The organism is Calidifontibacter terrae, assembly GCF_054778835.1.
In genome coordinates this window covers 115,683-128,862 of record NZ_BAAGZF010000007.1, presented here as the reverse complement: position 1 = coordinate 128,862, position 13,180 = coordinate 115,683, and the positions used below count along the sequence as shown (strand labels likewise).

Sequence of the window (13,180 nt, the reverse complement as noted above, 5' to 3'; positions counted from 1 at the left end):
CATCCCGGCTGACTCGAAAGCGAGACCTCGGTGACCCTCCTGCGTGGACCGTTCGCCCCCGAACCGCGCACCCTTGTCGACATTTTTAACGAAACCGTCGCCGAGTGTCCTGACGCCCCGGCGATCGACAACGGCCGCGAGGTGTTGACCTACGCGGAGTTGCAGGAGAAGGCGGCGGAGGTCGCCGAGGCACTGGCGTCGTACGGGATCGGTCGCGGCGACCGCGTCGGCGTCCGGATCACGTCGGGAACCACCGACCTTTACGTGGCGATCATCGGCATCCTGCTGGCCGGCTCGGCCTACGTGCCGGTCGACAAGGACGACCCGGACGAGCGGGCGACCACGGTGTTCGGCGAGGCGAGCGTGGCCGCCGTGCTCGGCGATGACCTGGCGCTGACGCCGTACGCGACGGCGGAGGATGCGCGGCCGGCGACGGAGGTCGAGGAACCCGACATCACCGATGACGCCTGGGTGATCTTCACCTCGGGATCGACCGGCAAACCCAAGGGCGTGGCGGTCTCCCATCGAAATGCCGCCGCGTTCGTCGACGCTGAGTCGCGAATGTTCCTGCAGGCGAACGCGATCGGGCCCGACGACCGGGTGATGGCCGGGCTGTCGGTCGCGTTCGACGCCTCGTGTGAGGAGATGTGGCTGGCCTGGCGCTACGGCGCGTGCCTGGTGCCCGCTCCGCGCAGCCTGGTGAAGTCCGGCATGGACCTCGGCCCGTGGCTGATCGCGAACAACATCACGATCGTCTCGACGGTCCCGACGCTGCTGGCGCTGTGGCCGTCGCAGGCGCTGGAGAAGGTGCGGCTGCTGATCCTCGGCGGCGAGGCTTGCCCGCCCGAACTCGGCACTCGCTACGCCACCGAGACTCGTGAGATCTGGAACACGTACGGCCCCACCGAGGCGACCGTCGTGGCGTGCGGTGCGCAGCTGACCGGCGACGGCCCCGTACGCATCGGTCTGCCATTGGACGGCTGGGACCTGGAGGTCGTCGATGAGCAGGGCAACCCGGTCGCCGATGGCGAGACCGGTGAGCTGATCATCGGCGGGGTCGGCCTGGCCCGTTATCTGGACCCGGCGAAGGACGCGGAGAAGTACGCCCCCATGCCGACGTTGGGCTGGGCCCGCGCCTACCGCTCCGGCGATCACGTTGTGAAGGACCCCGAGGGCCTGCTGTTCGCCGGCCGCATCGATGACCAGATCAAGCTGGGTGGGCGTCGCATCGAACTCGGTGAGATCGACGCCGCGCTGACCGCCCTCCCCCACGTCGGCGGTGGCGCGGCTGCGATCCGGTCAACCGGCACTGGCAACAAGATCCTGGTCGGCTATCTGACCTTGGAGCCCGGCTTCGACCTCATCGCGGCGATGGACCGGCTGCGCGCGGAACTGCCCGCGACGATGGTGCCGCGATTGGCCGAGGTCGACACGTTGCCCACCCGCACCAGCGGAAAGATCGACCGCGACGCGTTGCCCTGGCCGGTGCCGACGCTGCGCGCCGCGGGCGACGAGGTCGCCGAGCTCAGCCCCACTGAACAGCTGATCGCAGCGCAGTGGCTCGACGTGATGGGTGCGGTGGTCGCTTCACCCAAGGACGACTTCTTCTCCGCCGGCGGCGGCAGCCTGACCGCGGCGCAGATGGTCTCGCGGCTGCGCGAGACTCACTCGGAGACCACGGTCGCCGACCTTTACGACTATCCGACCGTCGGCGCCCTGGCCGCCCACCTGGATGGGATGTCGACTCCGGCCAACATCCGCGAACGTACGGTCCCGCCGACCCCGGGAAAGACGCGCGTTGCGCAACACGTGGCGTTGCTCGCGACCCGTTCGCTGGCCGGGATGCGATGGTTGGCCTGGCTGTTGCTCGGCACCAAGCTCGCCGCGAGCCTCACCGACCGCCCGCTGCCGACCGCTCCCTGGTGGGTCATCGCGGTCATGGCGGTCGTCTTCCTCACCCCGCCTGGGCGGGTGCTGCTCGGCGCCGGGCTGATCCGGTTCGTGATGTCCGGGATCACGCCCGGCAACTACCCGCGCGGCGGCAAGATCCACCTGCGGTTGTGGCTGGCCGAACGGATCAGCGACGAGTCGGGGGCCACCAAACTGTCCGGGGCTCCGTGGATGACGTGGTATGCCCGGCTGCTCGGTTCGAAGATCGGCAAGGACGCCGATCTGCATTCCATCCCGCCGGTCACCGGCATGTTGGTGCTCGGTCGCGAGGCTGAGATCGAACCCGAGGTCGACCTGTCGGGCCACTGGCTCGACGGCGACCGTCTCCACATCGGCACCTTGCGGGTTCGTCGCGGGGCCCGGGTCGGCACCCGTTCCACCCTGGTTCCCGGCGCCGACGTCGGCAGCCACAGCGAGATCGCGCCCGGTTCGGGCGTCTACGGCCTGGTTCCGGACGAGGAGCGCTGGAGCGGTTCGCCGGCCGTCCGAATCGGCCGTGCAGCGAAGCGCGCCGAGTTGCGGCCACCCCACAAGCGCTGGTTCGCGTTTGCCTACGGGTTGCTTGCTGTGCTCATCTCCGGCCTGCCGGTCGCTGCGACCGCCGCCGGTCTTTATGTCGGGCTGATGGTGCTCGGCGACCGCAACGCCTGGGCGATGGCGGTGCCCGCAGTCGTCGCTGGCGGCCTGGTCGGCATCGCGCTGCTCGCTGCGGAGATCTGGCTGCTGGTGCGACTGCTGAGCCACACGCTCGAGGCCGGCGATCACCCGGTCCACAGCAGCCCGGCGCTACGCGCGTGGGCCATTTTGCGGGTGATGGACGAGGCGCGTGGGTGGCTCTTCCCGATCTACTCCAGCGCGCTGACGCCCCGCTGGTTGCGCTCGCTCGGCGCGACTATCGGCAAGGACGTCGAAGCATCGACGGTGCTGATGATCCCGTCGCTGGTCAGCGTCGGCGAGGCCTCCTTCCTGGCCGACGACACGCTCGTCGGGCCGTACGAACTGCGCGACGGTCGGATGACCATCGGCCGTACGAAGATCGGCAAGCGCGCCTTCCTCGGCAACTCCGGCATGACCGCGCCGGGGCGCAAGGTGCCCAAGCGCGGGCTGGTCGCAGTGTTGTCCGCCGCCCCTCCGCGGGCCTCGAAGCCGAAGTCGGGCACCTCCTGGCTGGGCAGTCCGCCGGTGAAGCTGCGCCGCGAGTCGAGCAAGAGCGACGACTCCCGGACGTACGCCCCCGCTCGCAAGCTGCGCATCGCGCGCAACGTGGTGGAGCTGTGTCGGATCATTCCGTGGCTGATGGCCTTCGGCTTGGCCACCGCGGTCGCCGTCGCCCTGCTCGAGGCGCAGCGGCGCTGGGGCTGGGGTTGGCTGTTCCTGCTGGTGGGGCCGGCGCTGATGGTGGGCGGCCTGATAGCTGGGGTGTTGGCGACCGCTTCGAAGTGGCTGTTGATCGGGAAGATCCGCGCCGGCGACCACCCGTTGTGGAGCTCGTTCGTCTGGCGCAACGAGCTCGCCGACGCGTTCGTGGAGATGCTCGCGGCCCCCTGGCTGGCCCGTCCGGCGCCCGGCACCCCGATCCTGAACATCTGGCTTCGCTCGATGGGCGCGAAGATCGGTCGCGGCGTGTGGTGCGAGACCTACTGGCTGCCCGAAGCCGACCTGATCGAGCTGCGCGACGGCGCGACGGTCAACAAGGGTTGCGTTGTTCAGACCCACCTGTTCCACGACCGCGTGCTGTCGATGGACACCGTGACGCTGCGCGAGGGCGGAACCCTCGGCCCACACGGGGTGGTGCTTCCCGCCGCCACCATCGGGCGCATGGCTACCGTGGGTCCGGTCTCACTGGTCATGCGCGGCGAATCCGTGCCGGACAAGACCCGCTGGGTGGGCAACCCCATCGGCCCGTGGAACGACTGAACGACTACCCGAGCAGAAGGAACGCGTGAGCCCTCACACCAAACCCGTCGACCCCTATTTGCCCGGTCACGGTGACGCGACCTACGAGGTTGTCCACTACGACCTGGATCTCGACTACGCGCTGGAGAACAATACCCTCTCCGGCCGCGCCGCGATCACCTTCCGGGCGCTGAAGAAGCTCGACGAGATCGCCCTCGACCTGCACGCGCTCAAGGTCGTCAAGCTCTCCGGGGTCAAGGTCGGAAAGTACATCCACAAGGACTCGCGCCTGCGGATCAAGTTGGCCAAGTCGTACGACAAGGGCGACACGGCGACGATTGTCGTCACCTACCGCGGGGTTCCGCAGACGGTGAAGGACAAGGTCGGTGACGCCGGGTGGGAGGAGTTGACCGACGGCGTGATCGTCGCGGCGCAGCCCGGCGGCGCCCCGAGCTGGTTCCCCTGCAACGACCGCGCATCGAACAAGGCGACCTACACGATCAAGGTCGCGGCCCATCAGGACTACCTCGTGGTCTGCAACGGAATCCGTACGGGGATGACGCGCCGCGCCGGCAAGGTGCAGTGGACCTACGAGCAGCACGAACCGATGGCGCCCTATCTCGCAACCGTGCAGATCGGTCGTTACATTGAGGTGCCGCAGGCCGCGAATGTGCCGATGAGCGCCGCTGTGCCGCCCGCTCGACGGGCCGCCTTCGAGCGGTCGTTCGCCGACCAGCCGGCAATGCTGGAGTTCTTCAGCCGTACGTTCGGTCCCTATCCGTTCCCGGTCTACCGGGTGGTCGTCACCGACGAGCCACTGGAGATCCCCCTTGAGGCGCAGTCGCTGTCGATCTTCGGGTCGAACTTCCTCAGCCGCGACTGGGATGCGCAGCGCCTCATCGCCCATGAGCTGTCCCACCAGTGGTTCGGCAACACGGTCACGATGACGACGCTGGCCGACATCTGGCTACACGAAGGATTTGCGTGTTACGCCGAGTGGCTCTGGTCGCAGGAGTCCGGTGGCCCGTCGACCGACCAGCGGGCCCGAGATCACTACGCGTCTTTGGCCAAGAAGCCGCAAGACATGATTCTTGGTGACCCGACCGAAGACCCGTTCGACGACCGCGTCTACAAACGCGGCGCACTGACCTTGCACGCCCTGCGTCGCCGGTTGGGCGAAGCGATGTTCTTCGCGCTGCTGCCGGCGTGGGTGACTGCCTACGCGGGCAAGAACGTCACGACGGCCGACTTCGTCGCGTTCACGCAGGAGCTGACGGGGGTGGAGGTGGCGGACCTGATGGAGGACTGGGTCTACACCGCGCAACTGCCGGACTTCCCGCGCTGAACCTGCGCTGAACCTGCGCTGAACCGCGACCGTACGAAAGGAGCGGCCCGTCCCAGCTTTCGCTGGGACGGGCCGCTTCGTTAGTGCAGTGACTCAGATGTTCACTTCACCGGGATGTTCAGCACCTGGCCGACGAAGATCAGGTTCGGGTTGCTGATCTTGGTCGAGTTGGCGTGGAACAAGGTGTTCCAGTTCGACAGGCCGAACTTCTCAGCGAGCTTGCTGAGGGTGTCGCCCGACTTGACGCGGTAGGTCGAAGCCACGGCAACCTTCGACGACTTGGCGCCGAAGTCCTTCTGGGTGGCCTGCGCACGCTTGGTGTGCGTGTGGGCCTTCTTGGCGGCCTTCGGAGCGACGTAGGTCTTCTTCTCAGCCTTCGGCGCGACGTAGGTCTTCTTCTCAGCCTTCGGCGCGACGTAGGTCTTCTTCGGGACCGTGGTGCGCGTGGTGCTGCGCGAGGGGCGGTCCTGAGTCGGAGCCGGAGCGGTGGTGCCACCGGAAGCGCCACCGTTCGCACGGGTCAGACCCGCACGGACGGAGCAGACCGGCCAGGCGCCGGGGCCCTGGCTGGCGAGAACTCGCTGAGCAACGCGGATCTGCTCGGCGCGGCTGGCCTGGTTGGGCATGCCCTGTCCGCCGTAGCCGTGCCAGGTCTGCAGGGTGAACTGCAGGCCGCCGTAGAAGCCGTTGCCGGTGTTGATGGACCAGTTGCCGCCGGACTCACAAGCAGCAACGCGGTCCCAGACCGAGGTGTCAGCGTGAGCGGGCTGTGCCGCACCGACCGCCGCCGACATCGCGGCAACGGCGCCAGTGGCGGCCAAAGTGGTCATACGAACCTTGCGGTTGTTGAGCAAAGGAATTCCCTTCGTAGTGCCGCCTCGCGGAACCCCGGGCGCAAAGCTCCCGATCGGAGAGCTTTCCGCGGTCTATGTTCCGCGCCTCGGCTGACCCCAGAAGTTCCGGGCACATGTGGCATCCAATTCCGAGGAATTAAGGCGATTGGAGGCGTCAGCTTCTTCGATCCACTTCTGATGTGGGGACCGAAGCACGACCGTTTAGTCACATGTCCCAGCGCAGCACACCCCCGAATCGTTACCAAAACGCGCTGGATTGTGATCGATGTCACACCCGCGAGCGGTAGCACACAGCCCCTCAACAGCGATCCGGCGGTCCCGCGCACAGCTGCTGCGCGGCACCGCCGGATCGGCGTTGTTGCTGGTCAGGCGACCGTGGGGTCGACTTCGTGCTCCAGCTCGGGGTGCATGCCGGCGAGCTTCTCGCCCTCAACATCCACCGACGGCAGAATCCGGTCGAGCCAGCGAGGCAGCTTCCAGGCCCAGTCACCCATGAGGTACATCAGCGCCGGAATCAGCGTCATCCGCACCACGAAGGCGTCGAAGAACACCGCGATCGCGAGCGCGAACCCGATCGACTGAATAAGTGAGTTGTCCTGCAGCATGAACGCTGCGAAGACGCTGATCATGATCGCGGCCGCTGCGGTGACGACGCGGCCACCGTGGCGGAAGCCGTCGACGACTGCTTCGCGCGCGGTCATGCCATGGACGTACGCCTCCCGCATTCGGGTGACCAGGAACACCTGGTAGTCCATCGCCAGACCGAACACCAAGCCGATCAGGATGATCGGCATGAAGCTCACCAGCGGTGCGCCCTCGACGAGGCCGAAGGTGCCCTTCTGGAAGATCTCCACGGTGGCTCCGAGCGTGGCCAGCACCGACAGCAGGAACCCGAGGGTTGCGGTCAGCGGCACCAGCAGTGATCGGAACACCAACAGCAACAGCAGGAACGCCAGCCCGATGACGACCGCCAGGTAGATCGGCAGCGCGCCGGTCAACTGATCGGACACGTCCGACTGGATCGCGGTCACGCCGGTGATGCCGACCGTGGTCTTGCTGTCGCTCTGGATGGAGTCCTGGCCGTCGCGAAGCGACTTCAACAACGCGTCCGTACGGGTGTCGTCGGCGCCGCTCTTCGGCGTGATGATCACCTGGGCTCCCGTGGAGTCCTTGTTCACCGCGATGATCTGCGCGTTGGCCACGTCATCCTGGCCGGCAGCCCACGTCACCACCTTGTCGAAAGCGGCCGTACGGTCCTTGGTGTCCTTGATCCCCGATGCGTCAACGACCGCCAGCAGCGGGGCCGAGCGGCCCGCGCCGAAGCCCTGGTCAGCCAAGTCTGCTGCCTTGCGCTGGGTGGTGGTCTTGGCGGCCGTGGAGTCGGTCGGCAGTGCGAGGTGCAGGTCCTTCATCGGAATCGCGAGGCTACCGAGCAGCAGGACCACCAAGGCCACGACGATGGCCGGGGCCTTGCCGAGGCGACGCGCCCAGCGCACACCGTTGTTGAGAACGTGACCGTCCTCGTCAAGGTGGTTGGCGCGCTTGCGCACCTGACCGCCGAACGCCTTGCTCTTCAGCATCCCGAGTACCGCGGGCAGCAAGGTCAGCGCGACCAGCACCGCGAAGAACACGGTGGCCGCAGCCGCTAGACCCATCGCGGTCAGGAACGGAATCCCGACGACCGACAGGGCAACCAGCGCGATGATGACCGTCAGACCGGCGAAGACGACGGCCGATCCGGCCTTGCCGACCGCGAGGCCGACCGCGTGAACCCGGTCATCAGTGTGGGCAAGCTCGGTGCGATAACGCGACAGGATGAACAGCGTGTAGTCGATGCCAACCGCCAGGCCGATCATCGAGGCGAGGATCGGCGTCGTGGTGCCGATCGTCGCGAAATGCGTGTAGATCTGCAGCGCGATGGTGCCGCTCGCCACGCCGATCAGCGCAGTGAGGATCGGCATTCCGGCGCCCACCAGGGACCCGAAGGTGATGATCAGGACCATCAGCGCGATCGCGATACCGATCAGCTCGGACGAGCCACCGGTGTCGGGCATCTGCTGCATTCCGCTGCCGTTGGCCTCGGCGATCAGCCCCTGGGAACGGGCTTTCTCCATGGCGCCGATGACGGCGTCCTGGGTGGCGGGCTTGACGTCCGCGACGACCTTGACGTCGAAGTTCCACCCCATGGTGCCGATCCGAGAATCGGGCGAGAGCGGCAGCAGCGCCTTGGCGTTCGCCTCGGCGATGGCCTTCGACTTCCCCTGCTTCACACCGCCGTCGACGGCCATCTTGTATTGCTTGGCCGAGGCATCGACCGGGTTGACCAGCTTGGTCTTCGGCATCTGCGGGACCTTGCCGAGGTCGGCAATCAGGGTGTTGACCGCGTCGGAGTACTTCTTCTCCTTCAGCGTGTGACCCTGCGGAGCCGCGACGACCACGTTGACGGTGGCCAGGTTTTCGGCGTCCTGGACCCCGGGGAAGAGCTTCTTCTCCATGTCCTGCGCCTGCAGCGACGGGATGCCCGGGATCGAGAAGGTGTCGACCATCGGCTTGTGGATGGCGCCGGCGGTGACGCCACCGCCGACCAGGACGATCAGCCAGCCGATGAGGAACAGCGGCCATTTTTGGTACGCCGTCCGCCCGAGGCGGTAGAGCGCGGTTGCCATGGTTCTCCTAGGTTGGTGGTGCTCAGCGGGGTCAGGATGCCGGCGTGACGAGGTCACGCAGGGCCGCGAGATTGCGGTCGAAGATGTCGCCGAAGATCTGTTCGGTGTCGTCGGCGATGAAAAGTCGTACGGTCGCGTCGAAGAGCGCGAGGACCAGCGCCATCGTCATCACGGCGCGGGGGTCATTGGGTGCACACCCTTCCCGGCGGGAGATGAGCAGGTGGATGTCGTCGCTGACCTGCCGGAAATTGACAGCGGAGGCGGCCAGCACCTTCGGGTTGCGCTCCATGGCCTGCTGCATGGACGCCCAGTCGTGGCGGTCCATCGCTTTGTCCTCGACCACATCGCGCGCCAACTGCAGGGCGTCGGGCAGCAGGTCACCCGAGGGCCCCCCGGCGACGAATCGCTGCAGGCAGTCATGGACGGTGGCTGGCGGAAGCCCGAGGACGGCTTCCATTTTGCCTTCGAAGTAGTTGAACAAAGTGCGCCGCGAAACGTCAGCGGCAAGCGCGAGGTCGTCAAGGGTGAACTCATCGAAACCGCGCTCGGCAGCAAGCCAGCGCGCCTCGTGAGTGATCCGCCGGGCAGTCTCCTGCCGCTTGTCGGTCCAGCCGGCCACACGAGCCGCCTCGGCCTCGATACGGAGTTCTTCGGTCACCTGTTCATATTTGCCCTTTGGGTGGGCGAAGTGCAAATTTGAAGAGTGTGTTGCTGGTCACAGGTGGACCGTGCACCGGCACCGCACCAATCAGCGAGGGGTGCCTTTGGGCTGGCCCCCTTAACCAACGAGGGAGGCTGAAGATGCGGGACGGTTGGGAGATCAGATCTGGGCGAAGGTGGGACCGTTGGGCTGCAGGTCAGACACACCCGGCGTGGGCGTTGCGGCCCCCGACGCCTGGGTGGAGGTCGCAATGGTCGGCGCGGACGCACCGGGCGCCTGGGTGGTCGTGGCGGCCGGCTGGGTGGTTGTCACCGGCTGTGGGCCCGCAGTGGGATCAGTCATGTCATTACTCTCAACAGGATGCAGGTGGGTGGGACAGGCCGAAGCTCAGAGGGAACTAGGGCCTCGGACGAACTCAACGGTCTTCCCGTTCGTCGTGACGGAGCGACGCGCATAGGCAGTCACCGAGCTGCAGGATCCACCTGGGATGGTGGCCGACCAGTAGGGCTGACCATTGGCCACCCACGCTTTATACGTGGAGTTGTAAGTCCACGTACCGCTATAGGTCGTCTTATACGCATAGAAACCGCTTGCCGGACTCGAAATATCATCGACAGTTGAGCGGACGAGGTTTGACCAACCCGCACCGGAGCCGTTGGTAAACGAAAAACTACTTTTGTTCAGATAGAAAATGATCGCGGCACCAGTAATTGTCGCAGCCGGATCAGCAACAAACACCCAGATACCACGGTCAGTGCTGCCACCACCGGTGAAACTACCCTTACCGTCGATCATCAAGTTGAGTGTTCTGGTGCAATCGCGCTGCAGCGTCACCCAACCGTTCAACCCATCCGGTGGAATTGACGCCGCCATGACCGGGGCAGTTGCACCAACCAAAAGGACAGGCGCCGACCAAGCGGCCCCCTTCGCGAGGGTGCGTCGACGCAATGCCGTCGAATGTACGGTTTGCTGAGTCATTTACTGTGATTTCCCCATGGAAGCTTGTCGTGCACGCGTCGTAGTGCCGAGTGTTTCGCGCCGAATCATAGGTTGTCGAAAACGCGCGGGTCAACGCGAAACCCAGCACTCACCTGCTGCGTGTGAGCAAATTCACCCATGGGGGTGAATTCAGGTTTCGCTACCGCATCGTGATCTTTATTTCCATCGTGATTCGATGTGTTGGACCTTCAGCGGACGGCGCTCTAGGTGGCGGTGGGTCAGGTGAGCAGCAGCGCCGTCAACCGGCGGCGTACGAGGACCGTTCCGACTGCGCCCATCGCCAGCAGGTAGACCACCGAGACGGCGGAGCCCCAGCCGACTGCTCCGGTGGACAGTTCGCGACAGAGCACCACCCCGCGGTAGAGCGGGGTTGCCTCGACGACCCATTGCAACCAGGTGGGATAACGGGTGATCGGGAAGAAGGTCGCCGAAAACAGGAACAGCGGCATCAGCGCGAGGGTGATGAACTCGAAGTCCTGCCAGGAGCGGATCCAGGTGGTCAGCGACATCGCCACCGAGGCGAAGGCATAGCCGATCAGCAGGGTGGCCGGCACAGCGAGCAGCGCCCACCAGGAGTGCACCATTCCGAGCACGGTCATCACCAGCAGGAACATCGTCGAGTAGATCCCGCCGCGGATCAGCGCCCAGCCGATCTCGCCGCGCGCGACATCGCCCACGCTGCGCGGGGTGGCCAAGATCTGGTCGTAGAGCTTGGCGTATTTGAGCCGGAAGAACACGTTGAAAGTGGCGTCGAAGATGGCGCCGTTCATCGCCGAGGCGGCGAGCATTCCGGGCGCGACGAAGTCGGCATAACCGACGTGGTGGCCGCCGACCTCGAATCCCGGAACGAGCTTGCCGACGCCGATCCCGATCGACAGCAGGTAGAACACCGGCTCGAGGAAGCCGGTGATGAACACCAGCCAGTCACGCCGGTAGACGCGATAGTTGCGCTCGATGAGGGTGCCCGCGCCCTGCAGCGCGCTCAGCCTGCGGCCCTCAGCCCGGACGAGCGGGGAGACGATCGAACTCACGGCACCAGCTCCCGTCGCATCCCGCGCAGCGTCAGCAGATAACCGACCACCGCGAGCGCCACCAGATAGGCGAGGTTGTAGGTCGCCATCGGCCAGTCCCAGTGACCGGTCGAAGCCATCCGGCAGAGGTTGACGCCCTGCCACAGCGGCGACAGCCGAGCCGCGGCCTCCAACACCGGCGGCAGGGTGGCGATCGGGAAGAACGATCCGCTGAACAAGGTCAGCGGGATCATCAGCAACCGGAACACGACCGAGAAGCCGGACTCGCTCTTGGCGCGTACGGCGTAGGCGTAGACCGGCAGTGCGGCCGCCAGTCCCACCAGGATCTGGACCGCGATCAGTACAGGCGCGCTCCACCATCGCTGGAAGACGTCGAAGAAGGCGATCACCGCGGTGAACACGACGGCGGTGGTCAGGATTCGGAACAGGATGAACAAGACGTGGGCCTGCAGGATGTCGCTGACCCGCAGCGGGGTGGCCAGCTGGGCGTCGTAGGTCTTGACCCACTTGCGCATCCCCATCACGGGATAGGTGGTCTCCCCGAAGCCGACCTGCATGCTCTGAGCGCAGATCATGCCGGGGACCACGAAGGCGAGGTAGCTGCTCGCCCCTTCCAGGGTGGCCGGGTCGGCCGTGACGAAACCGCCGAGCAGGACGCCCATCGCGACGACGTAGAACCACGGCGTAATGAACGAGGTGAACACCGAGCCGCGCCAGGTGCGGCGATAAATGGTCAACCAGTAGTCGAGCAGGTGCAGCGGACTCGGCCGGGCGATCGCGACGCCGCGCACATCGGAGTTGGCGGTCATCTCAGTCGACCAACGTTCGGCCGGTCAGGCGCAGGAAGACGTCTTCCAGGGTTGCCCGGCGCACCAGCGACGCGATCGGCCGCAGCCCAGCATCGGCGACGGCATGCAGCGCCGCCTCGCCGTCGTCGGTGTAGAGCAGCAGCCGGTCAGGCAGCACCTCCACCCGGTCGGCGAAGGGCGCAACCCGGTCGGCGAGCTGCTCGTGTTCGCCGATGCCGAACCGCAGCTCGGCGACCTCGCGAGTGGAATAGGTGGCGATCAGCTCGCGCGGCGAACCCTCGGCCGCGATCCGTCCCTTGTCCATCACCACCAGCCGGTCGCAGAGTTGCTCGGCCTCGTCCATGTAGTGGGTAGTCAGGACCAGCGTGACGCCCTGTTGTTTAAGCCGGAATAGCTTGTCCCACAACAGATGTCGCGCCTGCGGGTCGAGCCCAGTGGTTGGCTCGTCGAGCAGCAGGATCTCCGGGTCGTTGATCAGCGAGCGCGCGATGGTCAGCCGCCGCTTCATCCCGCCGGACATCGCCTCGACGCGGCCGTCGGCCTTGTCGGTGAGTTGGGCGAACTCCAACAACTCGTCGGCTTTGGCCCGAACCTGCTTGCGCGAGATGCCGAAGTAACGGCCGTAGACGATGAGGTTGTCGCGCACGCTCAGCTCGTTGTCGAGCGTGTCTTCCTGCGGACAGACGCCGATCCGGGCGCGGATGCTCGGCCCGTCGGCGACGGGGTCCATCCCGAGAATCTCCAGCTCACCGGAGGTGCGCGGGGAGACGGTGGCGATCATCCGCATCGTCGAGGACTTCCCTGCCCCGTTGGGTCCGAGGAATCCGAACGCCTCGCCCGGGCGCACGCTGACGTCGATGCCTCGTACGGCCTCGAAGTCGCCAAAGCTCTTGCGCAGTCCGGCGGCCCGGATCATCGGAGTGTCCACGGGCCAGGACGCTACCGGTGAGCACCGACAGACAGCGACCG

10 protein-coding genes are annotated in these 13,180 nt (G+C 66.2%); 2 read left to right on the top strand and 8 right to left on the bottom strand.

Features of this window, described 5'->3' with window-relative positions:
* Nucleotides 1–30 precede the first annotated feature (30 nt).
* Complete coding sequence (locus tag ACYU98_RS12135) at nt 31–3,867, top strand: Pls/PosA family non-ribosomal peptide synthetase (RefSeq protein ID WP_460468479.1); 3,837 nt, start codon at nt 31–33, stop codon at nt 3,865–3,867.
* Nucleotides 3,868–3,892: 25 nt separating this feature from the next.
* Nucleotides 3,893–5,191 carry a M1 family metallopeptidase gene (locus tag ACYU98_RS12130; protein WP_460468478.1) on the top strand — a complete coding sequence of 433 codons (1,299 nt, stop codon included), beginning with the start codon at nt 3,893–3,895 and terminating at the stop codon, nt 5,189–5,191.
* 101 nt (nt 5,192–5,292) lie between these two features.
* On the opposite strand, the gene ACYU98_RS12125 is transcribed toward ACYU98_RS12130, so the two are convergent.
* From ACYU98_RS12125 to ACYU98_RS12090, 8 genes are all read right to left on the bottom strand, one after another.
* Complete coding sequence (locus tag ACYU98_RS12125) at nt 5,293–6,021, bottom strand: transglycosylase family protein (RefSeq protein WP_460468477.1); 729 nt, start codon at nt 6,019–6,021, stop codon at nt 5,293–5,295.
* A gap of 389 nt (nt 6,022–6,410) precedes the next feature.
* Nucleotides 6,411–8,711 (bottom strand): MMPL family transporter, encoded by a 2,301-nt coding sequence (locus ACYU98_RS12120; RefSeq protein WP_460468476.1) that lies wholly within the window; start codon nt 8,709–8,711, stop codon nt 6,411–6,413.
* A gap of 31 nt (nt 8,712–8,742) precedes the next feature.
* The gene (locus ACYU98_RS12115; RefSeq protein WP_460468475.1) at nt 8,743–9,369 is read right to left on the bottom strand and encodes a TetR family transcriptional regulator; all 627 of its coding nucleotides are present in this window, start codon (nt 9,367–9,369) and stop codon (nt 8,743–8,745) included.
* 162 nt (nt 9,370–9,531) lie between these two features.
* Entirely contained in the window at nt 9,532–9,714 is a 183-nt protein-coding gene (locus ACYU98_RS12110; RefSeq protein WP_460468474.1) for a hypothetical protein, read from the bottom strand.
* 45 nt (nt 9,715–9,759) lie between these two features.
* Nucleotides 9,760–10,167: a hypothetical protein gene (locus ACYU98_RS12105; protein ID WP_460468473.1), complete on the bottom strand. Its 408-nt coding sequence runs from the start codon at nt 10,165–10,167 to the stop codon at nt 9,760–9,762.
* 422 nt (nt 10,168–10,589) lie between these two features.
* Entirely contained in the window at nt 10,590–11,402 is an 813-nt protein-coding gene (locus tag ACYU98_RS12100; protein WP_460468472.1) for an ABC transporter permease, read from the bottom strand.
* A complete protein-coding gene (locus ACYU98_RS12095; protein ID WP_460468471.1) occupies nt 11,399–12,211 on the bottom strand; it encodes an ABC transporter permease in 813 nt (270 codons plus the stop codon). The genes ACYU98_RS12100 and ACYU98_RS12095 overlap by 4 nt, the downstream gene beginning before the upstream one ends.
* 1 nt (nt 12,212) lies before the next feature.
* Nucleotides 12,213–13,127, bottom strand: coding sequence for an ABC transporter ATP-binding protein (locus ACYU98_RS12090; RefSeq protein WP_460468886.1), 915 nt, complete (start codon nt 13,125–13,127; stop codon nt 12,213–12,215).
* Between the last annotated feature and the right edge of the window lie 53 nt (nt 13,128–13,180).